Genomic DNA, 25,483 nt, shown 5'->3' on the forward strand with positions numbered 1-25,483 from the left:
GTATGAAAAAAAAGTTTTGTATTTGTGTATTACTGCTGAGTGCCTGCTCTACGCCAAGTAGCCTGCTGTTGCCTGAACAAAGTGTATTAGATCAGAAGCAGATTGAATTAAACGACATCAGTAAGCTGCCTCCTCCGGTAACGAGAGTGATGAATGGCGATACACTGAGGATAGTAAGGGATGCGCAAACGCCTGCTGAAAAAGATGAAATGTCGTTGTTCTTTGTGCGGCCAGATGGCACTTTTTCATATCCTTATGCTGGGCTGATTCAGGCCACTCACCGTACTCCCGAAGATATCGCTGAAGAAATCAGCAAGAAGCTCTCAGCAATTTACCGTTATCCCAAAGTAACCACCAATATTGCTATTGCACCTGGTAACCGTGTGTTTGTCGGCGGAGCTGTGCGCAATCCTTCTGCCTATGAGCTAACGGCGGCAGCGAGTATTGAGCAGGCCATTATCGGTGCAGGTGGTGTATTGCCTTCTGCAGATAGCCATCATATTGCTTTATTAAGGATGAATGAAGAAGGGTTATATCAGATTTATTTTACTGATTTTAGTCAGTTTTTATTGGCCGATAATAACAGACGCGGCGTTATATTGCAGCGTGGTGATATTGTTTTTGTACCCAAATCCCTGCTAGGAAATGCAGTAGAGAGCGTAGATATGTATTTTAATCAGCTGTTGCCTTTCTCAAAAGGTATAGGTATTGGTTTTAGTTATGATTTAAATAAAAGCCAAAGCTCCACAACGGTATCTATCCCATGATTGATATCAGGTCTTTTCGCGATATTCTGCGGCTTTTTTACATCTTTAAAAAAGAATTTATGTGGGCGATGATCGCCACAACAATATTAATTGTACTGGCTGCTTTTTTTCTGCCATCTCGTTATGTTTCTGAGTCTCGCCTTTTGGTAAAACCAGGTCGGGCAATGAGCACGGTACCAATTGAGTACAGTGACCGGCAGACCTTAGTTGCGCCTAGCACGCAGCGTGACCCTATTGTTGATGAAGAAAAAATGTTAACTGGTCGGCCTATTATTCGCAAAGTGGCTGAATTTTATATTAATGAAATGAATGAGAATACAGAAAAAACAGTTTGGAAACTGATTAAATATTATATTAAGCAGGGCATGAATAACGTTATTGAAGGCGTACGCTCTATTGGGGTTTTTGTTGGCTTAGCAGAAAAACAAACGCCCGTTGAACGCCTTGCTAGTAAATTAGAAAAACAATTTTCTGTGAGCCATGAGGCCGGTTCATCGGTAATGGAAATCAGTTTTACCTGGGATAATCCATTAATTGCTCAGCGCGTTGTGAATAAGTGGATTGCTATTTATCAAGAGGAGCGTGCTCAGAAGCTTGCAAATAATAGCTTGTATGAGTTTTATGAAGTCGAAAGCCAGCGCTTAGCAAAGCAGGTAGTGGAAACAAAATCACAAATTACTGAAAAGCTAAAACTCATTGATGGAGTGAGTAGCAAAGAGAGGCTGGAAAGCTTAACGGATAGAATTAATAAAGTGTCTGCTCAGCGTGGGGAAGCCAGTGCCGAACAGCAGGGCTTAGAAAAAGGTATTATCAGCGCTAGTCGCCGCGCGGCAGGGTTGCCACAGGAGGTCAGTAAAGAGCGTGAAGTGGGGCTGAATCCTGTGCAGCAGGATTTAAAACTCAAGCTAAGTGGCTTAGTTTTAGAGCGGATTGAAAAATTAAAAAATTATCAGGATCAAGCACCTCCCGTACTGGAATTAAATAACAGCATTCGCATATTAAAAGAGCAGATTGCTGAGCAAAAAGACAATTTGCAGCGCTCAGAAAATCTCGTTCCCAATGAGCTTGTAACGATGTTAAAACGCTCGGCACTGGAGCGGGATACTAGGCAAAGTGAATTAAAGGCGCAAATTGCCGCATATGATCAGCAGCTGCTTAAGCTAAAGCAAGAGCGGCAGCGTATTTTATCCGTTGACCCTGAGCTCTCGAGATTAGAGCGTGATTTGGCAGTGGCAGAAAAAAATTACTTACTGTATGTCAATAGCCTTGAGAAATCTAGAATTGACCGCGAATTAGATAATAGCCGTATCAGCAACATTGCAGTCATTGAGCAGGCTACTTTTACACCGTCTCGTGTATTTCCTAAAAGTTTATTAATGCTATTTATGGCGTTGCCCGCAGGTATAGCCGTCGGCTTCTTTGTGATTTATCTCTGCTATTTACTAGACCAGCGTATTCATGACGGCGGTAAAGTGCAGTCGCATTTTGACGTGCCTTTATGGACAACCATCATGGAGCATGAAGGAAATAAAATTGTACCGTCTTTTGAGGCGAGTATTTATCGACTTTATAGTCAGCTGCCGCTGGATGTTTTAAAGCAGCGGGGCCTAAATATTGGTATTACATCATCGAGAAAAGGTGAGGGTGTTAGTTTTATTATGATGCATTTTCAGCGTATTTTAACTGAGCGCGGAATTAAAAGCCGTATTGCTGATAATGAATCCGCTACTGCTGACGAGGTGGTTTTAATTGATGCCTCTGCTTTATTAGTGAACCCAGATGCTTTTATTCGATTAAAGCAAGCGGATTTGATATTAATGGTTATAGAGGCGGGTCAGTCAACGGTACCTATGGTTGAAAATACCTTATCTATTTTAAATACAGCGTTTAAGAAAGTAGATGGTGTGATTATTAATCGGCGGCGCTTTGAAATATCTTCGGGTTTACTTAACCGTATTTCCCGATAAAGCACTGGGAGCTCAGGTATTTATAGCTCTATAAAGCTGTAATAATAACTGAGCTCTTAATAAGGCTATTTATGCGAATTGCGCTCATTGCACCATTGCCACCAGAACAAAATGGCATTGCAGATTATGCTTTTTCCTTGCAGCAGGCGCTCAGTCAGGAGAGCCTGCAACTGATCGCTCCATTTAAAAATCAGCGGCTTGCCGATCGTCCGAGTGGTATCGCTCGGCAGATGCAGAGCATTGACTGGCAGAAGTTTGATCTGGTTCATGCGGAGCTTGGCGGTGGGCGCAGCGGTGAGTTTATGGCGCTAGAGTGGCTGTCCGAGCATTATCCAAGTTTACCTTTAAGCGCCACAGTGCACGATCCTGAACGCCTGATCTGGCGTCCTGCTGGCTGGCCTTTGCTGCTGAACAGGTTGCTTCCCCGCTGGGTTTATCAGCTGCTGATTTTGTTGTGTGATCCATTCACTTTAGCAAGAGAGCGCCGCCTTGCCGCAAAACTGCGGGTTTTGATTACCTTAACCGCAATGGGGGGACGTTGCCTGACTGAGCGTATGCGTCTGCCGGATGGCAAGGTGCGCAAGATTGCTCATGGTAATCAAATTATCGCCGCTCAACCTCTACCCGCTCTTCCTCCGTCTGGGCTTTTGCAGATTCTGTACTTTGGCTTTATCTATCGAGGAAAAGGAATTGAGGACCTGATTGATGCGCTGGCGTTGTTAAAGATACAGCGGCCTTATGTCGCTGTATCTTTAACTCTGGCGGGGGGACTGCACCGGAAATGACTTTTGCCAATGGTTCGTCTTATCTGGATGAATTAAAAAATAAGATTGCCTTATCTGGCTTGCCTGATGGTTTTGTCCGCTGGCAGACAGATGTGCCACAGGAAAAAATTGCGGCTTTGATCCAGTCTCATCATGTGCTTATTTTGCCATATCAAGAATCTAAAAAACTAGCTTATTTGGGGCAAATGCGTGGAACCAGTGGCGTGTTGTCATGGGCCGCAGCCTGTGGGCGCAGCGTAGTGGCTTCAGATGCTCGTTCTTTTTCTGAAGAAGTTTCATTTGGAAATGGTGCAATTTATGCTCAAGGCGATACGGTGGCCTTAGCGGCTGAGCTGCAATGCCTATTGGATCAGCCTGATCTTTTACTAGAAAGAAGTATCAATGCACAAAAGCTGGGGCAGGCCAGAGCATGGCCTGAAACCGCTAAGCAGTTTAAGGCCTTGTTCGGTAGCCTAGTTGAAGGAAAATAAATGCACTTTAAAAATGGTTGTGTTGCCTGCTTATTGTTTTTGCTGGCTTGCTCGGTGCTTGCGGCAGAAACGCGGCTTGTCGCGCCTCGGCCTGTCGTTTGGCGGGATTTTTTAGGTGTTAATGCGCACTTTTTATGGTTTAGCCCTCCGCAGGCAGCCTTGCAGATGGACAGGCTGCGGGATCTTGGCTTGGAGTGGACACGGGTAGATTTACACTGGGATAGGCATGAAACCAAAGAAAATGACTATCTCTTTAAGCCCATAGATACTGTGGTCGATGCTTTGAAAGACAAGCAGTTAAAATCAGTTTTTTATTTGGTTGGTTCGGCACCTTTTGCCAGCAGTGCACCGGCTCTGGCAGGCAATAAAGACCAGTATCCACCAAAAGATTATGAGGTTTTTGCAAAGCGCATGGGCATGCTGGCTAAGCGTTACCCTTCGGTGGATGCTTGGCAGGTATGGAATGAGCCTAATTTACCGGCCTTCTGGCGGCCCGCTGAAAATGCTGCAGATTATGGCAGGCTGCTGCAGTCTTCGGTGCGTGTGCTCAAGCAGATCGCACCAGCCAAGCCGGTTGTGATGGCGGGTATGGCCTATTACAGCCAGATGCCGGTTAAAGGGGGGCTAATGCTGGAAGAGCTGGGCAAAATGGGTGCGCTAGGGCTGGGGGCGATTGTTGCTTATCACCCCTATAGCCAAGAGCCTGAGGGGGACGATGTCAAAGAGCGTGATTTTATTTTGCGTTCTAAAGAAATTAACCAGCGTTTACGCGCCATGAAAGTGCCAGGAATCTGGGCGACAGAGTGGGGCTGGTCTAGCTATGCAGGGCCTAAGGAAGAGCAAAGCCTGATTGGTGAAGTTGGACAGGCAGATTATCTTTTACGCAGGCTGGTGCTGATGAGTGTTTCCGATTTTGATCGGGTATTTTTGTTTGCGCTGTCTGATTTAGATAGCCGTGCGGGCGTGCGTGATCGTAGCTATGGCCTGCTGGATTTACATGGTAAACCTAAGCCTGCCTATAAGGCGCTAGCGCAATTTCTAAAAATTACTGGTCCTAGCCTGTTTCCTGGAGAGGCACCAAGCTATAAAGGCTCGATTAATGGCCTGTACAGCATTGCATGGAAAAAACCTGATGGCAGTAAGCTCTGGATGTTTTGGGCGGATGAGCCGGGCGTGATTGATGTAGCTATCGCTCAAGGTGCAACGCTGTATCAGCCGCTCACTGGCGCTAAAACAGCCTTAAAGTCAGGCCGTCTGGCCGTGACGCATCAACTGCAAATATTGGAATGGCGCTAATGGTGCACACACAATCACAGCCCCGCGCCGCCCTGCTGTCATCGACAACTCCACCCTTAAAAATTCTCTGGACCTTACCCTATCTGCCTTGGCCCACCAGTAGTGGCGGAAAGCTACGCCAGTTTCATTTGCTGCGCACATTAGCCAATAAAGGGCACTGCATTACTTTACTGGTGCAAAGTAAGACACCACTGTCGGCGAGTACAAAAGCCCATCTTGAAACGATTGTAGACAGGCTGATTGTATTGCCGCGCAGGCCAATCAAGCACCCGCTCACTCTCTTGGCTGCGGTATTTGCACCTTACCCTTTGTTGGTGAGTGTGAATGGATTTGCTCCTGCACTGGAGCGCGTCTTTGCTGATTTGCTAACCGAAGATTGGGATGTGGTGCAGATAGAGCATAGCTATGGCCTGCAGCCATTTTTCCGGCATCTGCAGCAAAAAAAACAACCTTTTTTACTGACTGAACACAATGTTGAATCATCGATAGGCGCAGCAACTTACCAACAGCTGCCAATTTGGCTGCGGCTTTATATTTACTTTGATCAGTGGCGTTATCGCCGCTGGGAGAAAAAAATATTAGGTTTGCCATATAAGGTGGCCGCAGTAACTGCAGGGGATGCAAGAAACTTGGCTGAACATTGCCAGCGTGAAGTGGATGTGGTGATCAATGGCGTTGATACCGCTGCATTTGCCTGTGTGCAGCCTAATTTAGACAGCCAGCGGGTTTTGTTTGTGGGCAATTTTGAATATCCACCTAACCTAGATGCAGTGGCTTGGAGCCTTGACGAGATTTTGCCTCTGGTTTGGCAGCAGATGCCCGACGTGCGTTTTGCAATTTGTGGCTATGCCATGCCAGCTGCTTGGCGTGAACGCTGGCCAGATCCGCGTATTGAGTGGCAGGGTTTTGTTGAGGATTTAACGCTGGAGCAGCAACAATCAGCGGTGTTTTTGGCGGCACTGCGCGAAGGTGGAGGCTCTAAACTGAAGGTGCTGGAAGCGCTGGCGGCGGGTCTGCCTCTAGTGAGTACGCCTCAGGGGGTATCTGGGCTGGCGCTGCAGGATGGCCATGATTATCTAGTTGGAACAACGGCTACTGAGCTAGCGCAAGCCCTGCTGCAGTTACTACATCAGGGGGAGTTGGCAAGGCCAATGGCAGAAGCAGGACGATATTATGTGTGCCAAAACAATGACTGGCAGATCAGTGCCAGCCAGCTTGAAACTCTCTATCAGAAAATAAAATATGCAGATAGGAATTGATTATCGTCCGGTAACCGCAGCGCCTTATTCAGGTATTGCGCGGCAGGTACTGGCACTTGAGCAGGCTATTCTGGCCGGAGAAAACGCGCAGTTACACCGTTTTACCGCTGCGCCGCTGGGCCACCCTCATCGTATGCTGGCGCACTGTCCGGCGACGGCCAGCCCTGTATATGGTCTGCACCGGCCACGGGAGCGGGTGAATTTTGAGCTGCGTTTTTTGCCTGCAGCCATCGCAGCAGCAGAGCTTGATATTTATATTGCTACAGCCAATACCGGCTTGCCAGTGTGGCGAGCTCCGGCACATACCCGCTATATTTTGCTGCTGCACGATGTTTTTCAGCTAACAATGGCTAATCATCACAGCAGCCGCTTGAAGGCGATGGTTTACCGGCAAATTGATCGTTTGGGGATCAGCAGCTCGGTGGCGCTGGCTGACGCAATCTGGACGCCTTCAGTCTTTACTGCCGATCAGGCTCGGTACTTGTTTCCCGAGGCAGCAGGTAAAATTTCTGTGCTGCCCAATGCCGTGCCTGCCCTTGCCGCACCGGATCCGCTGTGTACTTTCCCAGCGCTGCCCGCTTTATTCTGGCTAGTGGTTGGAACCAGAGAGCCGCGTAAGAATATCCCTTGGTTTGTGCAGTGCTGGCAGCAAGCGCGACAGCAGAATGCCAGTGTACCTGCTCTAGTACTGGTTGGCAGTGCTGATGATTTACCCCTTGAGTTGCGTGCTGCGGATGGCATGTATTTTGTATCAGGCATCAGCGATGCCGAATTATTATCGCTGTACGCACAAACCAGCTGTCTGTGGCAGCCATCGCTAGCGGAAGGATTTGGACTGCCAGTGCTTGAAGCGCTAGCGCAGGGCGCTGCGGTGGCCGTTGCCTTGGGTTCGGCTCTGGATGAGATTTGCCCAACAGATAGTCCCCGTTTCTCTCCGCTGGATACCGCTGGTTTACAGCAGTTGATGTTAGAGCTGGCAGTACGTCCTCAGCCCTTACGCTGGGCGGCCCGTCAGGTATGGGCAGATGAGTTTGCCATGCCTGCTTACACAAAGCGGGTGCATGCATTGCTGCAAGGTGTGTTGAGTATGCCGCAATGAGTAGGTTTTCGTGTGGGCTGGCCTTATTGTGCGCTCTGCTGTTTGCTGCCATTCTGACTTTTGTTTCTGTGCCTGCCATGCTGATGAGCATGCTAGCCGCGGTGGTGGCCTTAGTCATTGTCCGCCAACCTTTTAGCGGGCTATTGATGTTTGCTTTTGTGGCGACCTTTATTCCCTATACCACGGTCAATATCGGCATGCGGGTGACGATCTCTGAGGCCTTGCTCGGTTTGGTATGGCTGGGGGTTTTTCTGCAGATGGTTCAGGGGCAGCTGTCTTGGCAGTCTGGCAAAACGGAATCCCGCTTACGTTTGTTGATGCTGTACAGTGCGCTGCCTTTTATATTTGGCCAGCTGATGATTAATGCAGAAGGCAACGGCCTTGTGAACTGGCTACGCTGGCTGATTAATTTATCGCCGTTATTTTTATTCCCTATTTTGGTAAAAAGCCCGCAGCAGCGGGATCAATTGATTGTTTCACTGCTACTTGGCTCGTTAACAATGTTGTTGTTATCGGTAGGGATGTTTTTAAAGGATCACAACGCCAATAGCTTTATTGTGATTCTAGAAAAGCTGAAATACGCCCATCCTGAGGCGGTGAAAGATATTTTTTCGGCTAATTTCTCCCGCATGGCATCACCTTGGGTGCACCCTAATCTAACCGGAGGCGTGCTGGCGCTATTTCTGCCGCTAGCCTTTTTCTATGCGCTTTTACAAAGCGGTTGGCGGCGTTTGTTGGGTTTTAGTGTGGCAATCCTTGGGGCTGCAGGGCTGCTGTTTAGTAGCTCGCGCGGTGCCATTGTGAGCTTGGCATTGGTGCTGTTTTGGCTCACCTCTGTCCGTGCGCCTTATGCTGGGCGAGTGATTGGGCTGGCGCTAGCGTTAGGGGCTGCGTTGGTCGTGTTTTACCCGCCTTTACAGGAACGGCTGGCGACGACTTTTTCATCGACCAATGCCAGTACTGAGATTCGCATGGATGAATACCGGCGTTTCCCTGATGCAATGGCCCGCTATCCGCTGGGTATTGGTTTCAAAATTGATCCGCCACCACCCGCTACGGGCTTGTTGGGGATTTCTAATTTGTGGCTAAACTATGTTTACAAACTGGGGCTGCCTGGCATGTTGTTGTTTATTGCCGTAACGCTGGCGTGGTGGCGTGAGTGCAGGCCGGTGGACAGACTCTCAAAGCTGAATGCGGAACGAAGCATATGGGTGGGCTCAGGGGCGGGGGTGCTGGCGGCACTGCTGACTGGGCTGTTTGATCACTACTATAGCTTTACCATGGTGCTGATTGCCTTATTCTGGTTAGTGATGGCCATTAATCTGCAATCTGCACGTCGCTTAAATCAGAACCATGAGCCGCTTCCTAGAGCGGATCTTTATAGGAAGAGCTCGCTATGAAACATCGTGTTTATCATTCCACGGCACTGCGCAGTCAGCTGGATCAGTATGCGCAACAACTGGTGGTAGATTCGGCAGAACTGGCAAAAAGCTATGAATGGATGCTGGCAAATGAGGTGGTGTTTGAAGAGGGCGATGTTGCCAACCCGCGCGTATCCATCTGCTCGGTTAATATCGAAACTCGGATCGATCAGCCTTTGGCTAGGCGCTTTTATGCTTTGCTGCGCGATGAGCTTCCTACCACGCTAGTTCCCCGCTACGGCATTAACTGGCCCACGTTTAAAGACCGCTGGTTGCGGGTTTGGGAGCAGTGTTACAACATTCTGATTAATAAAATTCCAAGCCATCATGTAAGGCTGGCTTGGCTGCGCCTTGGTGGGGCAAAAATTGGCAAGGGCTCGGCCGTCTGGCGCACGACAGAAATTCTGGGTGTAGAAAACCTAGTGATCGGGGATGACAGTTGCATTGCTTGGCACTGCCAGGTTGATGCCCGTGCAGGGTTGATTATTGGCGACCATGTGGCGGTGGCCTCGTATGCCAAAATTATTGCAGGTAGCCATGATTTAACTGCACCGGAGTTCTGGTCTGTTTCTGCGCCGATTTACATTGATGATTATGCATGGATTGCCACAGGAGCACTGATTGGCCACGGCTCGCGCATAGGGCGTGGTGCTGTAGTTACCGCTAATACACTGGTCAGCAAAGAAATTGCCCCTTATAAAATTGTCGGCGGCTCAGGGGCCAAAGTGATGGGCGAACGTCCGCATGATTTAAATTACAAAGTGGGCGGAAAAGGCCTATTTACCCTGTTTTATTAAAGGTTAATTTTGAGCCTATTGTTTGAGCTGAGCTAACCATGCTAAGTAGCACTTTTTTACTGACGCTGGCCACCCTAGCTGGGCTGATTCTTGGCTTTGGGCGTGAATGGCTGCTGGTAGCGGATTGGGGGGCGGGAGGGCGTACCGATGCCTATCTGGTCGCCCTATTTTTACCTGAAGCATTACGCACCATGCTCGCCGGAGGCTTGTTGTCGGCGGCGGCTCTGCCGCTTTTGCAAGCTCACCCCTCACGCAATCGCTGGCTGGCAGGGCAAATCCGGCAGTTTTTATGGTTGGGGCTGCTTTTAGCATTGCTAATCACCCTTGCGGCGCCTTATCTGGTCAGAGTCATAGGGCCTGGCTTATCCGTGGCGGATGCAATACTAGCCACAGAGGCGCTGCGCTGGCTTGCATGGGTGATTCCTGGCTTGATGCTGCAGGCCATTTTAACTATCCCCGCTCAGGCCGATGGCCGCTTTGTGTTGCCGGGGCTGGGGTCGTTCTTATTTAATCTGCCCGTGGTGCTGTATCTCTGGGTGGCGAAAAAAACGGCCGACCCCGTGGTGCTGGCTCAGTGTTTTATTTTGGGCAGTGTTTTGATGGTGCTGCTTTTATTGCCTTCGGCTTGGCGCACGGGCTGGCGGCCTTGGTATCGCCCCCTTGCTGGTGATCATGCCGCCTTATGGAAGCAGCTTTGGCCGCTGTTGAGCAGCAGTGCCGCCAGCCAAGGGCTAAGTTTGCTGGAAAGACTTGTGGCCTCCTTGCTGGGGGAAGGATCGGTCACTTTACTGAATCTAGCGCGTAAATTAGTCAACATCCCGCTGATTGCTCTGATGAGCCTCAATCAAGTACTGCTGGGGAAAATGAGCGGCGAGGGGGCATCAGCGCGGCGGCAGATGCTAGATACGGGCCTGCTACTGTGCACTTTGCTGACACTGCCTGCCGCCGTAGGATTGATAGCGGCTGCACCGGCCTTAGTGGATTTACTTCTGCCTGCTGGCCTAGCCTCTGGCCCGCTCCCAGCTTTACTGGCTTTATTTGCGGTATCGATTATTTTTGGCGCATGGAATGCTTTGCTGGCACGTTATTACTATGCTGCTGCCAATACCCGTACCCCTTTAATCTGCGAGCTAAGCGGCAGTGTAATACAAGCGATGCTCTTGCTTGGCTTACCCGTTTTTTTTGGGGTATGGGGGATTGCTGCTGCGGTGATGGGGGGGGTATTAAGCACCGGTTTGCTGCTTTGCCGCAAGATTGACCAAGCCTTATTAAGTAAGCTGTTGCAATGGGGGGCCGGTGCTTTATTACTCTGTGCTGCAGCGGGGCTGGTCTTTAACTGGACAACTCAGGGGCGGTTGGTGCAGCTTGGTGCTGCTGTATTTGCGGCGCTGCTGCTCTTTGCCATAGGGGCTTATCGATTTAAAAAATATTTAGCTAGTTTATGAGCAGGTTTTCTTGGTTTGATGCCATCTATCTGAATAAAGACCTAGGTCTTTATTCAGAAAGGGCAACACGCCGCCGTTTGGGGTCTTAGGCTAAAACACGGCCAAATAAACCAAGCGCAGACTGATAGCCAAGCATGGCTAATTGCGCGTCGTAGCGATGGCCTTCATCACGCATAAAGGCATGCTGACCATTGACTTCGTGCCAGCTAAAGTTAATGTCTGCTGCTGAGAGTTGTTGATAAACCAATGCGCGGCCTGCGGCGGGGATATGTGGGTCTTGCTTGCCCCAGAACATCAGTAGTTCGCCAGAAATATCGGCGAGTCTGTCCATGCTGTGCTGGCCTGCTTGGTTTGGAATAACACGGGTGTGCAGATCGGTAGGGTAAAAGCAGGCCGTGGCTTTGATTTGTGGCTGTAAGGCCGCTCGGAAAGCCAGATGGCCACCGATGCAAAAGCCCATCGCACCGATTTGCCCGTTGCACCAGGGCTGATCCGCCAGCCAAGTAATCATGGCCTGATTATCGGTGTCGTAGCTTTCAATAGATTTACCCATCTTATCGCTATTACCTTTATCGCTGCCGGCTTGATCGTACGCCAGCACCGTGCCGAGGGGGTTTAGCTCATGAAAAATTTCTGGTACTAGCACCGCATAGCCATGCCCAGCCATCAGTCTTGCCGCGCGTTCAATCGGGCCGGTCTGCTGAAAAATCTCTGAATATAGCAAGATCACCGGATAGGCTTTATCGCCCTCTGGTCGGTGCACATAGGTGCGCATCAGGCCGGTGGGGGTAGCAAGATCGACAATCTCTTTCTGGATAATCATATTATTCCTTGGTATGTAGCGAGGGCATACTGCTTATGCCCTCGCGGTACATTACATATTCGGATAATGAGGCCCGCCGCCGCCTTCTGGTGTTGTCCACGTGATATTTTGCGTTGGATCTTTAATATCGCAGGTTTTGCAGTGAATACAGTTTTGCGCATTGATGTGCGGGCGAGGGCCTGTGTCCGTTTGGATTACTTCATATACACCCGCTGGGCAATAGCGACTTTCAGGTGAATTATATAGAGCAATGTTAACTTTGATCGCAAGTTCAATATCGGCCAAGTGCAAATGACAGGGCTGGTTTTCTTCGTGGTTTACATTAGATATATAAACTGACGACAGTTTATCAAAGCTTACCTTACCATCTGGCTTAGGGTAGTTAATTGGCGAGCATTCATTAGCAGGCTTTAGGCAAGCATGGTCAGGTTTGTTATGGCGGAAAGTCCAAGGCAGGCGCACGCCAAAGCTGGCTAGCCACATCTCAAAACCACCATACATTGAACCAAAAATATTGCCGAATTTTGACAGCGCAGGCTTGATATTTCTGACCTTATCTAAATCCTGCCAAACCCAAGAGGCTTTAATCGCCGCCGGATAAGCAATTAGCTCATCGTTGCTGCGGCCTGCCGCGAGTGCTTCCACCACGGCCTCGGCGGCTAGCATGCCACTCTTCATCGCATTATGTGTGCCCTTAATGCGTGGCACATTTAAAAAGCCTGCAGCACAGCCGATCAGCGCGCCACCTGGGAAAGTCAGTTCTGGAATGGATTGCAAACCGCCTTCAGAGATTGCTCTTGCCCCGTAGCTTAAGCGTTTGCCGCCTTCAAACAGGCCGCGAATACTTGGGTGTGTTTTAAAACGTTGAAATTCATCAAAAGGACTGAGGTTTGGGTTGCTGTAGTTCAAATGCACGACAAAGCCAACGGCCACCAGATTGTCTTCTAGGTGATAAATAAACGAGCCGCCGCCGGTGCTGTTGTCCAGCGGCCAGCCTTGAGAATGGCTCACAAGGCCGGGTTGATGTTTGCTTGGTGCAACCTGCCACAGCTCTTTAAAGCCGATGCCGTATTTTTGTGTGTCAGCCTGATCGCGTAAATTAAATTGCGCTTCTAGCATCTTGGTCAGTGAACCACGCACACCTTCGCCGATCAGCGTGTATTTAGCGTGCAACTCCATGCCGGCTGCAAAATCAGCTTTTTGCTTACCCGCTTTATCTAATCCCATATCGCCTGTTACCACGCCTTTTACTGCGCCGTTTTCATGGTAAAGCACATCAGCGGCGGTAAAGCCGGGGTAGATTTCTACACCAAGGCCCTCGGCTTGTTCCGCCAGCCAGCGGCAAACATTGCCAAGGCTGACGATATACGCGCCGTGGTTATTCATCAGTGGGGGAAGTAGCAGGTTGGGGATGCGGAAAGCCTGATCTTCATCCAGTAGCAGAAAGTGGTCGTCTGTCACTGGCGTTTTAAGCGGAGCACCTAGCACCTTCCAATCTGGGATCAGCTCATCTAGTGCAATCGGATCAATCACCGCGCCGCTCAGAATATGCGCGCCAACCTCTGCGCCTTTTTCTAAAATACAGACGCTGATTTCTTGGTTTGCTTTGGCCGCCAACTGCTTAACGCGAATCGCCGCCGATAAGCCAGCCGGGCCAGCGCCCACAATCAAAACATCGTATTCCATCACATCGCGGGTGATTGCTTGCATGGGTGTTCCTTGTTGCATTGTATTTTATATATGGCAGGGCGTTTTCCCTGCAACAGGGGGCGCATTATCGCACAAGGCGAAGTCTTATTGAGCGGCGGCGCTTTGCTTAGCATCAAACTAAGTGGCAAACTTATTATTACTAATAAAGGAGATTGTATGCTGGAAGTCATTCAGGCTGATTTATCCCATCCACAGCATGCCGAGGCGGTGGTGTATTTATTAAATCAATATGCGCTTGATCCTATGGGTGGTTATCAGGCTTTATCACCCTTTGCTCATGCCAATTTAATTACGGAATTAAAAAAACGCAGTACCGTGCATATCGTGCTGGCGTTTAGCGATGGCGCACCTGCGGGCTTGGCGATTTGTATTGAAGGCTTTTCAACCTTTGCCTGCCAGCCGCTGCTGAATATTCATGATTTTGCGGTGCACCCCGATTTTAGAGGGGTGGGGATTTCTAAGCTGGTGATGGCTAAGGTGATTGAGGTTGCGCGTGGCTTAGGCTGTTGCAAAATCACTTTAGAAGTATTGGAAGGCAATACGCCTGCTTATTCGCTCTATAAAGCAGTTGGCTTTGTAAATTTTGAGCTGGACCCAAAACTGGGCCACGCATCGATGATGCAGCTAAAGTTAGTGTAATCGTCTCTAGCAGCCTGTCGGACTTAGCATCAGTCAGCTGCAAAATCACCTGATCGGACCATATTTCAACAGATTTTTGACCAATAACTCGTTATTGACGCTGCAAATCCGGCAAAATCTGGTATCGATCATGCGATTTTTCGCTTCGACCATCTAAGTCCGACAGGCTGCTAGCTAATCCTTGTTTAAATCACGAATAGTGGCATCGGTGTTTTTATCTTCCCTGAGACAAGCCGATCGAGGAATAAATAAGACGAAGGTATCGTCAATTTGTGTTTAAGCGAAGTGAGTTGAATGCAGAGAGTGAACCACGCGGAGCGGGACGCACGCACCAAAATGAACGTGCCGAAGGCACTAAAAAACAATTGTTGTACAACATCGTTTACGCAACAGACTAAGGACGCGTACCATGGCCGCCCTTAAGCCTTACAGGCAGGATAACAATATGAATGCTGGACTAACAGACGACGAATTTGAAGCGCTTAAAGAAGTAAGCCGTGGCTTAAAAAGCAAAAGGCTTAGCCCATTGGTGTTGAAATATGCCAAGCTTCTTTCTGGCCTTAAATACGTGGATTATGGCCGTAATGGCATTATGAAAATCACCGAAAGAGGCACGCAAACGCTGTTTATGAAGCATTGCATCGATGGTTTACGCAAAATTGCAGCAAATCCTATCGCTCTGCTGGATGCAAATGTGAAAGAGTTTCTGCTTAAGAAATCTCATATCAGCTCGATTGAAGGCGCCGTAGGTTATGAGATTACGGCTAAGGGCGCAGAGTCTTTGGCGGATATCGATGCACAAAAAAGGTAAAACGGTTTAGCTGGGGCTGGAGCTAGCGGTTTATCTGAGCTGAATGTTATGGCTTATCAATGAACGATGCGGCTCACGTCAGCGGGGGCGCTTTATGTTTGATTCAAGGTATCGTTTTATTGCAAATAGTCTTTTATTCATGTCGCTTGCAAAGAGGTGAGAAGTAATAGGTAGTAATAAACGACCAATAACACCACCCTTTAATTCAAAATGGTATGTAAAAGTTAGTTTTGATCTTTGCTCGTTGATTTTCTTTACGTTCCAAGCGCCGCTGAACCGCTTAAGGATAAATGGGCCTTTGATCATCGTGACAGCGGCTACGTGGGGGCGGTTAAACGAAATATAGCGTGAGATCATCACTGATCCATATCGGTTTTGGCAGAATGAATCGACGCCAATACCCGCTTCGTCAGCATTGCCAAGTAGATAAGCTTTAGTAAGGTATGAATCCCAATCAAGGCGTTTTGCATAGTCTTGCGTCAGATCAAACACTTCTACTTGTGGTCGATTTATCTCAATTTGGCGTTTTATGGTTTTCATAAGAGCGCCACTACGGCATTGCCAATCTAGGAAAATCCATGTTTACCCATTCTTTTGTTTTAGCCGTCAAGGTATAAGCCTTTTGTTAGGGTTTTAGAATAATTTGATCACTACTTGCTACCCCAGCCGCCACTTCTTTGCAGCGCTCAATAAATAGCGCCATGCCGGGGGTGATAAATTTTTGCCGATGCCAGATAAAATGGAATTGCCGTTTAAAATCTAAGCCAGCTACAGGGATTTCTACTAAGCTGCCACGGCGAAACGCTTCTTTTAGTGCTAAGCGCGAAATACAGGCAATGCCCATGCCGGATTCCACCGCACGTTTAATCGCCTCGGTATGTTCTAGCGCCAAGCGAATATCCAGCTGAGATAAAACATGCCGCATACCATGCTCAAAGGTTTGCCGTGTGCCTGATCCAGTTTCACGGGCAATCCATGGCGTAGCGATTAAATCATCTAAAGTAACGACCGCCTTATGGCTGAGCGGATGATCGGGCGCGGCAAAAATCACTAGCTCGTCGCCTACCCAAGGAGCCGCAATTAAATCAGGGTGCGAGCAATCCCCTTCGATCAAGCCAAAATCCAACTGAAATTGCGCAACCTTGCTCACAATATTGGCAGTGTTATGTACGTCCAGATCAATACGGCAACCAGGATGGCTTTGCATAAATTCGCCGATTAACAGCGTGGCAAGGTAATTACCGATGGTTAGTGTGGCACCAATACGCATAGGGCCAAAGCCAGTTTTACCTTCTAAGAGGGCTTCAACTTCAGAGGCGCGATCGAGCAGCTCAATCGCACGGGGCAAAATAATGTGTCCCAACTCGTTCAACTGTAGCTTTTTGCCTACCCGATCAAACAACTTAAGCTTAAACTGCCGCTCAAATTCGGTTAGCGAAGTGCTGGTTGCCGATTGGCTCATCCCCAGAGATTCTGCCGCCCGTGAAACATTTTCACTGCGGGCTACGGCGGTAAATACTTCGAGCTGTCTGAGGGTGTAGTTCATGGCGTGTTCGATTGGTTAAAAATAGCTAGGGTGTGCCCATTTTTGTGCCCACGTTTTACTGCCAGCGTGTTGTTCGCGTGGGCAAGGTAAAGCATTTTGCCCACCCTACAAAACGAGCTTTGTTTATAATACAGGCCTTTATGGCTAGCATATCTGCTAAATAGAATATCTTTATCAAAGAATAGTATTTACCAGATATTGTACATTGTCCTAAAATACGTCGCTACTGAGGAGGGATTTTATGAAGGTTCTTGTCGCGATCAAACGCGTAGTGGATTACAACATCAGGCCACGTATTAAGGCTGATGGCTCGGATGTGGATATTGCTGGCGTGAAGATGAGCATCAATCCCTTCGACGAAATTGCCGTAGAAGAAGCATTGCGCCTAAAAGAGCGCGGTGTGGTTACTGAGATTGTGGGTGTGACCATTGGCAGCGTAGCCTGCCAAGATGTATTGCGCCACGCCCTTGCTATGGGCGTAGACCGCGTGATTTTGCTTGAGAGCGATCTTGAGCTTCAACCGCTTGGCGTGGCGAAGTTACTTAAAGCCGTGGTCGATAAAGAGCAGCCAAGCTTGGTGATTTTAGGCAAGCAAGCGATTGACGACGACGCAGGCCAAACCGGCCAAATGCTGGCGGCGCTGATGAATGCAGGCCAAGGCGCATTTGCTTCTAGTATCACCATTGCTGATGGTGAAGCATTGGTGGTACGTGAAGTGGATGGCGGCACAGAAACCGTGGCACTGAAGCTACCCGCAGTGATTACGGCCGATTTACGTTTGAATGAGCCGCGCTTTGTAAAATTACCAAACTTAATGATGGCAAAGAAAAAGCCGATTGAGACAATTGCCGTTGCGGATCTGGGTATCAATGCTAGCCCGCGCTTAAAATTATTAAAAGCTGCCGAGCCTGCTGAGCGTAAAGCGGGTATTAAAGTTGCCAGTGTGGCAGAGTTGGTTAGCAAATTGCGTGAAGTGGGGGCCATCTAAATGAGCGTACTCGTTTTAGCCGAACATGACGGCAAGCAAATTAAAAAAGCCACTCGCCAAGCGATTACCGCAGCGGGGGCTTGGAATACGCCTATTCACCTCGTGGTGCTGGGCCATGGCGTAGACACCGTTGCTGCTGATGCCGCCGCTATTGCCGGTGTGAGCGAAGTAATTCGGGTGGATGCTGAATCTTTGCAGTACCCGCTGGCCGAAGATGTGGCCGCTTTGCTTTTAGAGCTGGCGCCTAAGTATCAAGTGATTTTAGCGGCCAATTCTGCTGCTGCCAAAAATGCCTTACCCCGTGTAGCAGCCTTGCTGGATGTGGCGATGATTTCTGATGTCATCACCATTACTGCGCCAGCTACTTATGTTCGCCCAACCTATGCGGGTAGCGTGTTAACCACCGTAGAAAGCATAGATGCATTGCAAGTCTTGACGGTGCGCGCGACTAGCTTTGAAGCAGCGTGCAATAGCGCGCCGGTAAGTATTGTGAGTCATGCTGCGCAAGCAGCACACAGCCAAGCGCGCTTTGTTTCTGCAACGCATACCGTGAGCGATCGACCAGAGCTGGCTTCAGCCCGCGTGGTGATCACAGGTGGCCGCCCACTGGAAACCCGCTTTGATGCGATTTTAAATCCCTTGGCTGCTCAGTTAAACGCCGCCATTGGCGCTACCCGCGCTGCGGTGGATGCAGGCTACGCGCCTAACGATCTGCAAGTGGGCCAGACCGGCACTGTGGTCGCTCCTGAGTTGTATATCGCTGCGGGTGTATCTGGCGCTGCTCAGCACTTGGCGGGAATGAAAGACAGTAAAGTGATTGTTGCCATCAACCTAGACCCAGATGCCGCTATTTTTCAAGTGGCCGATTTTGGTCTAGTGGCCGATTTATTTGAAGCCGTACCCGCGCTGACTGCTGCGCTGGTGGCTGAGTAATGATTAACTATTAAAACCCAAACCTTGAACCACGGAGTTAAGGAGAGCACGGGGATTACGGAGAAAAACAATGTGTTTAAAGATTTTTTCCGTGATCTTCCGTGTTTTATGCTTTGGGTTTTCAGCTATTACTGAACTTATTTAAGCTAAAGAGAAAAATATGAGCGCTTTTGCTACCGAACACGTGTTATCGGTTCGCCATTGGAATGATACGTTGTTCAGCTTTACCACGACGCGGGATGATTCACTGCGCTTTGAAAACGGCCAGTTTGTAATGATTGGCTTGGAAGTGAACGGTAAGCCGCTAATGCGTGCGTATTCGATTGCCAGCCCAAATTACTCTGAAACACTAGAGTTTTTCAGCATTAAAGTGCCAGACGGCCCGCTGACTTCGCGTCTGCAGCATCTGAAAGAAGGCGATCCGCTGTTGGTTAGTCGTAAGCCAACCGGTACGCTGGTATTAAGTGATCTAAAACCAGCTAAAAACCTTTATTACCTTTCAACGGGTACCGGCCTTGCGCCATTTATGAGCTTGATTCAAGACCCAGATGCCTATGAGCAGTACGAAAAAATCATCTTGGTGCACGGCGTGCGTACTGTGAGCGAGCTGGCTTACGCTGACTTTATTGAAAAAGAGCTGCCACATAATGAGTTCTTCGGTGAAGCGGTTAAGGAAAAGTTGATCTACTACCCAACGGTGACGCGTGAGCCTTTCCGTAACCAAGGTCGTTTAACCGATCTGTTTGAATCTGGTAAGTTAGAGCGTGATATCGGCCTGCCTCCGCTCAACCCAGAAACTGACCGCGCTATGCTTTGTGGTAGCCCAGCCATGTTAAAAGACACTTGCGCACTACTGGATGCTCGCGGCTTCCAAGTTTCTAAGCGTATCGGCCAGCCTGGCGATTACGTGATTGAGCGTGCGTTTGTTGAGAAGTAATCTCTCTACATATGTTGAAAAGCCACCTTTGGGGTGGCTTTTTTTTGATCTAATTATATTTAGTATCTGTAAAAGGTAGTGGAAAATGGTTAATTTATTGATCTATTTTAATTTAAATAAATTTTTGAATTAGTTCATCCACTTTTGGTGGATGTCCCTAACGGTACCATCTTCTAACATTGTTTTAAAAATGCCATTTATTTTTTCATAATAGGGTTTTTTTAAAGAATTTTTTGAAAAATGAATGGATAAATGGGTAGTGCCTAATAAAAAAGTATCGCCAAATTCATTCTTAAGATTCAATTTTTTTATAATGTAGTTGATCGTGGCTAATGAGCCAGCCACTGCCTGTGAATCACGGTTTAGCGCGGTTTTTTTTATGGCCACGGTATAGTCGAGCACTTCATCTTTTTTTAGTGTTTTATCTTGATCAAATTCAGTCTCAATTTCCAATCCCCTAGGGATACTCGTCGTTATTTCTTTTAAATTATCATATCTAATAACCCGAACGCCTTTTTTTGCCCTGATGCCAATATGGATAGGGAATAGGTTTACGCCTTTAATTGCGTATTGATCGTGATTTTTAACCCAAATCATAATTGAAAAATCACTACGCCCCTCCTGTAAACTCACAATGGTTCGGGAAGGGGAGGAGATTGAAATATTAACGTGATGGCCACTTCTTTTTTCAAACTCTTTAAGCAAATCAATGAGAATGCCTGAGTATGCGTTAGGGGCTTGGGCAAGGGGCATTGGAAAAGCCCATGGGTCTTCTTGCGGTAAAATGACATTAAACTCTTCTGCAAAGCTTAATTGGTTTGCGGATGAAAATATCAATAAATATATATTAATGATAAATTTTTTCATTTTAAATGGCACGGATAGTACTGCTTTTTCAATGCATGGTGATATTGACAATGGTTGATTACAGAATAAAAAGCAAGTTTAGATTGGCGAAGTAGCAGCTTTCATTCTTAAGCATATGAGCTTCTTAAAACGAGGTTTTGCTGGGATTAATTGCTGGCCCTTGGCCCTAGCAAAATCACCGCCATGCCGATCAGCATAATCATGCAGCCTGTTATATCCCAACGATCTGGTTTAACACCATCAACTTGCCATAGCCACAGCAGCGCAACGCTCACATAGACGCCACCGTAGGCAGCATAGACTCGGCCAGTGGCGGCAGGGTGAAGGGTGAGCAGCCAAACAAACAGCATCAGGCTGATTGCGGCGGGTAATAGCAGAAACGCCGATCCCCCTTTGCGTAGCCACAAATAAGGTAGGTAGCAGCCGATGATTTCGCATAGTGCGGTAGCGGCAAAGAGCAGAAACGTTTTGAAGAGGTGTTCCATAAGGGAGTCAGTTTTTGTTAGGTTCTTATTAAAACATAAGTAACACGAATAGCTTGGCAGAAAAATAATGATGCAGAAAGTGAAGATGGGCAAAAGTGGTGTATCTTGCCTGCGCGGTGAGGATGCATTGCCTTACGCGTAGGCATTATGCCCAAGCTAAATGAAAGGCTCGTATGTGGAAAAAAATTCGAATTATTGTTTTGTTACTGATTTTGGCTAAGGTTGCTCAGATGACTTGGCTGGATAAGGGTGCAACAGAGTGGAAGCAGGGCTTGTATGTGGCCGTTTATCCAGTGAATGTAAACAACAGCCCTGAGGTCAGTGCTTATCTAAGCAGCTTAAGTAAGGATGATTTTGAGCCGCTGGCGCAGTACTACTCAAATGAAGCTGAGCAATATCGCTTAGGGATACACCGGCCGATTGAGCTACAGCTGGGGGCTGAGGTGAAAAATGTCCCTCCTGCGCCACCTACGGATGGGAATGTCTTTAGCACCATTATTTGGAGTCTAAAGTTCAGATATTTTGCATGGCGTAATAGCCCAAAAGTGAGCGTGCCACCCGATATTCGCTTGTATCTTTTATATTATGATCCGGCCACTCACCCACAGCTTAGCCACTCTACGGCGCTTAACAAAGGCCGTATTGGGCGGATTAATCTATTTGGGGATAAGCGTTACGCTAAGCAAAACCTAGTGATTGTGGGGCATGAGCTACTGCATACCCTTAATGCCACGGATAAGTATGATCTGAGCACCAATATGCCGATCTATCCTGATGGCTTTGCTGAGGCAGATAGATCACCACGCTATCCACAAGCTTTTGCTGAATTGATGGGCGGGCGCGTACCCGTTAGCGAGGCTTTGGCCACCATCCCAGATAATCTGAGCCGTACGATCATTGGCGAAAAAACGGCAAGGGAAATTGGCTGGCTGAGGGAGGCGCAAGCGTATTGAAATATTTTTTGCCGAGAAAACTTTACAAAAGCTTTCATAAAATGTTGATTATGGTTAAGAAATTTAGCGGGTGTTCGGCATAAAATATGCTCAATAAATGCGAGTTAATCAATTTATATAGCTAGTAGCATGATTTTTAACTCATTGAGCGAGTAGCTAGGCAGCTTGTTTTACTAAGGGATAACCCTAGCAAGAGCGAGATTTAGCCTAAATAAGAGGTGCCCCATGTTTTCAGAAAAATTTGAACAGCTTGTTTCCTTGGTGGTAGTAGTGGCTTGGTTAGTGATTACTTGCCATTTGTTTTCACCGTTATTTCAGCATCTACTTGGGCAAGGAAGTCGTTATTTTTAGTCTGTTGGGCTGGCAGGCTTTGTTTAAATAAAATCGGCAATATCTGTATAAGCGCAGTGGCACTTTATCAAGGATAATCCCTGCGCTTAAATAAATGAATGTGAACCGCTATGCTGATCGAACACCCCGCCTTGCGCAGCCTTGCCCCCTACTTTGAGCGCTACCAAGCTATGCTTAAGACGGTAGCCGAGCTGGGCGAGCGTTTTCATGCCAGTGCCCAAGAAAGCTATGTGGCCAAAGTGTATGAAAAGCTGGCTGAGCTAGAGCTCGATCTGAGTAATCTTGCCACCGCTAGCGGTTTTATCCGAGCGCTAACCCCTTCCGATAGCCTTGAAATTTACCGTTACCATGAAGAAAATTTCATGCTGCGTTTGGCCGCTATCGTAGAAAAATCACAGCGGCTAGTAGGCATGGCTCTGCTCCTTAAAGCTGAAAAGTGTGAAGGGGCTGCCGGTGCGGGATTTGTGATTAGAGCGGTGAAAGATAACTACCCTGATATCGCCGTTTGCCTAGAAAGACTGGTAGCGCTTGTGTCCAAGCAGCAGAAGTTACGCCATAAATCGCCGTATTTATATCCATCTCTGGCTACGGCTGTTGCTCCCGAGTGTGAGTTAGATGATTTAAGCAGGCAGGCAAGCGTACTTGATGAGCTAGCGAATAAGGTGGCTCAAGAGCTGGATTCATTACTCTTAGCGATGGCCGCGGTGTTTGCTTTACTGTGATTTTTAAAGAAAAAAGCAGCAAGCCTAGCAGCCTGTCGGACTTAGCATCAGTCAGCTGCAAAATCACCTGATCGGCCTATATTTCACCAGATTTTTGACCAATAACTCGTTATTGGCGCTGCAAATCCGGCAAAATCTGGTCTCGACCATGCGATTTTTTGCTTCGACCGTCTAAGTCCGACAGGCTGCTAGGGGGTTAATACTCTTCGCTTGCTGCTTTTTTATCAAGGCCCGTTAGGAGCGAGGTCTTTGAGTTTTATACTTTAGATAACTTGATACTGGTGGCTTCAGCAGTTAGATAACCTACAGCGCAACCAAATTTGTTTTTGTAATTGCTATTAACAATAGGGTTAACCAGTGCCTTAGCTGCTGCATCCATAGTGGAGATCCATTCGCCTGGGTGTTGGAAATTGCTCATGATGTAAGTCCAGCCATTTACATCATCTGCAACCACCAAGCCTGTCGCTTCTGCACCGGCAGGCATAGAAATCAGGCGTGAAAGCACTTTAGTGTCGATATTGTAAGCCCATACAAAGTTATTTACGTGCTGGCTACTGTCTTCACCAATAAACAGGGTGCGTAGTTTTTCAGAGAATTTCAGATTATCTGGGTTGGCAATCTTGTCAGGATTTGCTGTGTTGCCCAAAATATCTTTGGTGATATCTTCACCAATAATCAACGCCTTGGTCAGTACGGGTACCCATTCGCTATTAATGGCTGCGCCGCCTAAATCTTTTTGGCCACCCGTTAAGGTATGCGCCATCACGCCGCCCGCACTCAATTTCTTAGCAAGTGAAACATTGTAAGCAGGGTTGTTTGCGGCATCGCCAGCAATCATCGAACCCTGAATGTTTTGCAGTGCAGAGTAGGCAATTTTGTCTTTTACATTCACTGTGGTGCCTTCCATCTTCGTGAAGGCCATGCTGGCGCCCACAAAGCTGGCATAACGGTGAGTTTCAAGGAAGGCTGCTGCTTTTTCCATGCCTGGCTTGATTTTGATCCATTGAGTTTTACCACTTAAAAAAATCTTGGTGTAGCTTGCATCTGCCGGATCTTTTGTTGCAATCGTCATGATATCGCTTGGCTTCAGGGTATCGGCCATTTTTTCGATTTCTGCGCTGGTGGCAGAACCAAGCTTAATCCAAGTCAGTGCGGCACCGGGTGCTGCTGGGTCGATAGAGAAACCGGTTCCAACATTAGCCACGTACAAGCTGCCTGAGGACAGATCTTTTTCTTTATCTGCCACGAAAATAAATAAGCCGCTGTTGCTTGCATCGTCACCCATTAAAGCGGTGCGATTATCTGGCATCACTTGGATCAGCTCGTGCGAGATTCGGCCCAAGCAGTAATGTTTTTTGATCGAGCCCGTGCCATCTGGGTTAACCGTTACTTCTGGCATATGGCCGTAGTGATAAGGGTTTGCTTTGGTTTCATCGCCGAATACATTTTTACTGAAGGCTTTAAATTGTGCATCTGATGAGGCAGTAAACGCATCTGGCTCGTATTCTTCGCTGGAGAGGTGGGTATTCCATGGTGACATGCTGGCACCACAGGTGATCCACAGCATGTGCGCTGCTGAGGTATCTACATTATGGTATTTAACCAGTGTTAGCTTACCTGTGGCTTGATCTTGATCTAGCGTCAGCACGGCGATAGGGGAAGGCAGCTGGCCATACATGCTCTGGCCAGCTTGGTTGTTTGAGGTGTATTCAAACTGAACAACCGCAAACACCGCTTTGCCCTTGATGCCAGAAACCGTTGCTTTATCTAAGTTAATCAATGATGTGCCATCTGCACAATCAGAGAAGAATTGTCTTTCAAGGCCGGCTACAGATGTATCCAGAATAGGTTTGTTGTTGATATCAACATAGCCGCCAGATAGGCTATAGCCGCCTTTACCATCAGGAACGTAATCACCGGTGATAAAGAAAGGCTTGTAAGCCAATTTAAAGTTTTGTGTGGTGCCATCGCTGAGTTTCACATTCAGGGCGGAGCCAACGCTGGTGGTGCCCATTGCGTATGGGTCGCTAATGCTTGGGGCTGCCATGCTGCTAAAGCTAGCTGATTCAAAACTTAATGTGCCCGGTGGTGTTACTGCCGTTGTATCGCTATCCCCACCACAGGCGGTCATGAGCATAGACGCTGCTGATGCACCACTCAGTGGTAAAAGTGGAATACTGGAGAATAATTTTAAGGCTTGACGGCGGGAAGCTTGCATTTCATCTAACAATTTATAACTCCTCAGAATTTCCGGTCACAGAAAGAAAATCGTGCTTGTCAAATGCCTGATTGAGTACTAGTGGCATTTATTGCGCGTAAGTTAACGTGTTTACATGACAAAATCATGACATATGTCTAAGGTTTTTCCTGTGCTATTCCATCCTTTGAGTTTTAAATAGTTTAGTTTTTCGT

The 25,483-nt window shown here is 47.9% G+C and carries 25 protein-coding genes; 18 read left to right on the top strand and 7 right to left on the bottom strand.

What is annotated here, in order from left to right:
* Window positions 1-2 precede the first annotated feature (2 nt).
* From C1H71_RS15485 to C1H71_RS15525, 10 genes are all read left to right on the top strand, one after another.
* Complete coding sequence (locus tag C1H71_RS15485; RefSeq protein ID WP_130107353.1) at window positions 3-767, top strand: polysaccharide biosynthesis/export family protein; 765 nt, start codon at window positions 3-5, stop codon at window positions 765-767.
* A complete protein-coding gene (locus tag C1H71_RS15490) occupies window positions 764-2,734 on the top strand; it encodes a GumC family protein (protein WP_130107354.1) in 1,971 nt (656 codons plus the stop codon). Before C1H71_RS15485 ends, C1H71_RS15490 begins: the two co-directional genes overlap by 4 nt.
* Before the next feature lie 71 nt (window positions 2,735-2,805).
* A complete protein-coding gene (locus C1H71_RS21085) occupies window positions 2,806-3,519 on the top strand; it encodes a hypothetical protein (protein ID WP_223145891.1) in 714 nt (237 codons plus the stop codon).
* Window positions 3,516-3,989 carry a glycosyltransferase gene (locus C1H71_RS21090; protein ID WP_223145892.1) on the top strand — a complete coding sequence of 158 codons (474 nt, stop codon included), beginning with the start codon at window positions 3,516-3,518 and terminating at the stop codon, window positions 3,987-3,989. The genes C1H71_RS21085 and C1H71_RS21090 overlap by 4 nt, the downstream gene beginning before the upstream one ends.
* A complete protein-coding gene (locus C1H71_RS15500) occupies window positions 3,990-5,285 on the top strand; it encodes a GH39 family glycosyl hydrolase (protein ID WP_130107355.1) in 1,296 nt (431 codons plus the stop codon).
* A complete protein-coding gene (locus C1H71_RS15505; RefSeq protein WP_130107356.1) occupies window positions 5,285-6,544 on the top strand; it encodes a glycosyltransferase family 4 protein in 1,260 nt (419 codons plus the stop codon). Before C1H71_RS15500 ends, C1H71_RS15505 begins: the two co-directional genes overlap by 1 nt.
* Window positions 6,528-7,643 (top strand): glycosyltransferase family 4 protein, encoded by a 1,116-nt coding sequence (locus C1H71_RS15510; protein WP_130107357.1) that lies wholly within the window; start codon window positions 6,528-6,530, stop codon window positions 7,641-7,643. The genes C1H71_RS15505 and C1H71_RS15510 overlap by 17 nt, the downstream gene beginning before the upstream one ends.
* A complete protein-coding gene (locus tag C1H71_RS15515; RefSeq protein ID WP_130107358.1) occupies window positions 7,640-9,043 on the top strand; it encodes an O-antigen ligase family protein in 1,404 nt (467 codons plus the stop codon). The genes C1H71_RS15510 and C1H71_RS15515 overlap by 4 nt, the downstream gene beginning before the upstream one ends.
* Window positions 9,040-9,861 carry an acyltransferase gene (locus C1H71_RS15520; protein WP_130107359.1) on the top strand — a complete coding sequence of 274 codons (822 nt, stop codon included), beginning with the start codon at window positions 9,040-9,042 and terminating at the stop codon, window positions 9,859-9,861. Before C1H71_RS15515 ends, C1H71_RS15520 begins: the two co-directional genes overlap by 4 nt.
* 38 nt (window positions 9,862-9,899) lie before the next feature.
* Window positions 9,900-11,306 (top strand): lipid II flippase MurJ, encoded by a 1,407-nt coding sequence (locus C1H71_RS15525; RefSeq protein ID WP_130107360.1) that lies wholly within the window; start codon window positions 9,900-9,902, stop codon window positions 11,304-11,306.
* Between the two features lie 85 nt (window positions 11,307-11,391).
* Here the strand turns inward: C1H71_RS15525 and C1H71_RS15530 are convergent, their stop codons facing one another.
* Entirely contained in the window at window positions 11,392-12,129 is a 738-nt protein-coding gene (locus C1H71_RS15530) for a dienelactone hydrolase family protein (protein WP_130107361.1), read from the bottom strand.
* A gap of 51 nt (window positions 12,130-12,180) precedes the next feature.
* Window positions 12,181-13,839 carry an electron transfer flavoprotein-ubiquinone oxidoreductase gene (locus tag C1H71_RS15535; protein WP_262488308.1) on the bottom strand — a complete coding sequence of 553 codons (1,659 nt, stop codon included), beginning with the start codon at window positions 13,837-13,839 and terminating at the stop codon, window positions 12,181-12,183.
* 156 nt (window positions 13,840-13,995) lie between these two features.
* On the opposite strand from C1H71_RS15535, the gene C1H71_RS15540 reads away from it, so the two are divergent.
* Both C1H71_RS15540 and C1H71_RS15545 read left to right on the top strand, forming a co-directional pair.
* On the top strand, window positions 13,996-14,478 hold the full coding sequence (locus tag C1H71_RS15540; protein ID WP_130107362.1) for a GNAT family N-acetyltransferase: 483 nt from the start codon (window positions 13,996-13,998) through the stop codon (window positions 14,476-14,478).
* Window positions 14,479-14,923: 445 nt separating this feature from the next.
* A complete protein-coding gene (locus C1H71_RS15545) occupies window positions 14,924-15,289 on the top strand; it encodes a hypothetical protein (RefSeq protein ID WP_130107363.1) in 366 nt (121 codons plus the stop codon).
* A gap of 78 nt (window positions 15,290-15,367) precedes the next feature.
* On the opposite strand, the gene C1H71_RS15550 is transcribed toward C1H71_RS15545, so the two are convergent.
* Window positions 15,368-15,829: a type II toxin-antitoxin system RatA family toxin gene (locus tag C1H71_RS15550; RefSeq protein WP_130107364.1), complete on the bottom strand. Its 462-nt coding sequence runs from the start codon at window positions 15,827-15,829 to the stop codon at window positions 15,368-15,370.
* An 85-nt stretch (window positions 15,830-15,914) separates the two neighbouring features.
* Window positions 15,915-16,835, bottom strand: a complete 921-nt coding sequence (locus C1H71_RS15555; RefSeq protein ID WP_130107365.1) for a LysR family transcriptional regulator — start codon at window positions 16,833-16,835, stop codon at window positions 15,915-15,917.
* Between the two features lie 241 nt (window positions 16,836-17,076).
* Between C1H71_RS15555 and C1H71_RS15560 the strand changes: the two genes are divergently transcribed.
* The 3 genes from C1H71_RS15560 to C1H71_RS15570 all read left to right on the top strand — a co-directional run bounded on the left by C1H71_RS15560 (window position 17,077) and on the right by C1H71_RS15570 (window position 19,693).
* Window positions 17,077-17,823, top strand: a complete 747-nt coding sequence (locus C1H71_RS15560; RefSeq protein ID WP_130107366.1) for an electron transfer flavoprotein subunit beta/FixA family protein — start codon at window positions 17,077-17,079, stop codon at window positions 17,821-17,823.
* The gene (locus tag C1H71_RS15565) at window positions 17,824-18,756 is read left to right on the top strand and encodes an electron transfer flavoprotein subunit alpha/FixB family protein (RefSeq protein ID WP_130107367.1); all 933 of its coding nucleotides are present in this window, start codon (window positions 17,824-17,826) and stop codon (window positions 18,754-18,756) included.
* 160 nt (window positions 18,757-18,916) lie between these two features.
* A complete protein-coding gene (locus tag C1H71_RS15570; protein ID WP_130107368.1) occupies window positions 18,917-19,693 on the top strand; it encodes a ferredoxin--NADP reductase in 777 nt (258 codons plus the stop codon).
* A 129-nt stretch (window positions 19,694-19,822) separates the two neighbouring features.
* Here C1H71_RS15570 and C1H71_RS15575 read toward each other — a convergent pair whose 3' ends face one another.
* A complete protein-coding gene (locus C1H71_RS15575) occupies window positions 19,823-20,560 on the bottom strand; it encodes a transporter substrate-binding domain-containing protein (RefSeq protein WP_130107369.1) in 738 nt (245 codons plus the stop codon).
* Window positions 20,561-20,706: 146 nt separating this feature from the next.
* The gene (locus C1H71_RS15580; RefSeq protein WP_130107370.1) at window positions 20,707-21,045 is read right to left on the bottom strand and encodes a YnfA family protein; all 339 of its coding nucleotides are present in this window, start codon (window positions 21,043-21,045) and stop codon (window positions 20,707-20,709) included.
* A 173-nt stretch (window positions 21,046-21,218) separates the two neighbouring features.
* Here C1H71_RS15580 and C1H71_RS15585 point away from each other — a divergent pair, with 173 nt between their 5' ends.
* The 3 genes from C1H71_RS15585 (at window position 21,219) to C1H71_RS15590 (ending at window position 23,071) form a co-directional block, all read left to right on the top strand.
* Complete coding sequence (locus tag C1H71_RS15585; RefSeq protein ID WP_130107371.1) at window positions 21,219-21,998, top strand: hypothetical protein; 780 nt, start codon at window positions 21,219-21,221, stop codon at window positions 21,996-21,998.
* Between the two features lie 225 nt (window positions 21,999-22,223).
* Entirely contained in the window at window positions 22,224-22,349 is a 126-nt protein-coding gene (locus C1H71_RS21575; RefSeq protein WP_262488309.1) for a hypothetical protein, read from the top strand.
* Window positions 22,350-22,459: 110 nt separating this feature from the next.
* The gene (locus C1H71_RS15590; protein ID WP_130107372.1) at window positions 22,460-23,071 is read left to right on the top strand and encodes a hypothetical protein; all 612 of its coding nucleotides are present in this window, start codon (window positions 22,460-22,462) and stop codon (window positions 23,069-23,071) included.
* Between the two features lie 256 nt (window positions 23,072-23,327).
* On the opposite strand, the gene C1H71_RS15595 is transcribed toward C1H71_RS15590, so the two are convergent.
* Entirely contained in the window at window positions 23,328-25,301 is a 1,974-nt protein-coding gene (locus C1H71_RS15595; protein ID WP_262488310.1) for a PhoX family protein, read from the bottom strand.
* Between the last annotated feature and the right edge of the window lie 182 nt (window positions 25,302-25,483).

The organism is Iodobacter fluviatilis, from assembly GCF_004194535.1.
Classification (GTDB): domain Bacteria; phylum Pseudomonadota; class Gammaproteobacteria; order Burkholderiales; family Chitinibacteraceae; genus Iodobacter; species Iodobacter fluviatilis_A.

Coding starts and splice junctions, on each gene's coding strand:
- C1H71_RS15570 (WP_130107368.1), top strand. CDS start 18,917: ATGAGCGCTTTTGCTACCGAACACGTGTTATCGGTTCGCCATTGGAAT.
- C1H71_RS15590 (WP_130107372.1), top strand. CDS start 22,460: ATGCTGATCGAACACCCCGCCTTGCGCAGCCTTGCCCCCTACTTTGAG.
- C1H71_RS21090 (WP_223145892.1), top strand. CDS start 3,516: ATGACTTTTGCCAATGGTTCGTCTTATCTGGATGAATTAAAAAATAAG.
- C1H71_RS21575 (WP_262488309.1), top strand. CDS start 22,224: ATGTTTTCAGAAAAATTTGAACAGCTTGTTTCCTTGGTGGTAGTAGTG.
- C1H71_RS15525 (WP_130107360.1), top strand. CDS start 9,900: ATGCTAAGTAGCACTTTTTTACTGACGCTGGCCACCCTAGCTGGGCTG.
- C1H71_RS15565 (WP_130107367.1), top strand. CDS start 17,824: ATGAGCGTACTCGTTTTAGCCGAACATGACGGCAAGCAAATTAAAAAA.
- C1H71_RS21085 (WP_223145891.1), top strand. CDS start 2,806: ATGCGAATTGCGCTCATTGCACCATTGCCACCAGAACAAAATGGCATT.
- C1H71_RS15530 (WP_130107361.1), bottom strand. CDS start 12,129: ATGATTATCCAGAAAGAGATTGTCGATCTTGCTACCCCCACCGGCCTG.
- C1H71_RS15575 (WP_130107369.1), bottom strand. CDS start 20,560: ATGAAAAAATTTATCATTAATATATATTTATTGATATTTTCATCCGCA.
- C1H71_RS15520 (WP_130107359.1), top strand. CDS start 9,040: ATGAAACATCGTGTTTATCATTCCACGGCACTGCGCAGTCAGCTGGAT.
- C1H71_RS15500 (WP_130107355.1), top strand. CDS start 3,990: ATGCACTTTAAAAATGGTTGTGTTGCCTGCTTATTGTTTTTGCTGGCT.
- C1H71_RS15510 (WP_130107357.1), top strand. CDS start 6,528: ATGCAGATAGGAATTGATTATCGTCCGGTAACCGCAGCGCCTTATTCA.
- C1H71_RS15505 (WP_130107356.1), top strand. CDS start 5,285: ATGGTGCACACACAATCACAGCCCCGCGCCGCCCTGCTGTCATCGACA.
- C1H71_RS15555 (WP_130107365.1), bottom strand. CDS start 16,835: ATGAACTACACCCTCAGACAGCTCGAAGTATTTACCGCCGTAGCCCGC.
- C1H71_RS15490 (WP_130107354.1), top strand. CDS start 764: ATGATTGATATCAGGTCTTTTCGCGATATTCTGCGGCTTTTTTACATC.
- C1H71_RS15550 (WP_130107364.1), bottom strand. CDS start 15,829: ATGAAAACCATAAAACGCCAAATTGAGATAAATCGACCACAAGTAGAA.
- C1H71_RS15545 (WP_130107363.1), top strand. CDS start 14,924: ATGAATGCTGGACTAACAGACGACGAATTTGAAGCGCTTAAAGAAGTA.
- C1H71_RS15560 (WP_130107366.1), top strand. CDS start 17,077: ATGAAGGTTCTTGTCGCGATCAAACGCGTAGTGGATTACAACATCAGG.
- C1H71_RS15535 (WP_262488308.1), bottom strand. CDS start 13,839: ATGCAAGCAATCACCCGCGATGTGATGGAATACGATGTTTTGATTGTG.
- C1H71_RS15580 (WP_130107370.1), bottom strand. CDS start 21,045: ATGGAACACCTCTTCAAAACGTTTCTGCTCTTTGCCGCTACCGCACTA.
- C1H71_RS15540 (WP_130107362.1), top strand. CDS start 13,996: ATGCTGGAAGTCATTCAGGCTGATTTATCCCATCCACAGCATGCCGAG.
- C1H71_RS15515 (WP_130107358.1), top strand. CDS start 7,640: ATGAGTAGGTTTTCGTGTGGGCTGGCCTTATTGTGCGCTCTGCTGTTT.
- C1H71_RS15485 (WP_130107353.1), top strand. CDS start 3: ATGAAAAAAAAGTTTTGTATTTGTGTATTACTGCTGAGTGCCTGCTCT.
- C1H71_RS15585 (WP_130107371.1), top strand. CDS start 21,219: ATGTGGAAAAAAATTCGAATTATTGTTTTGTTACTGATTTTGGCTAAG.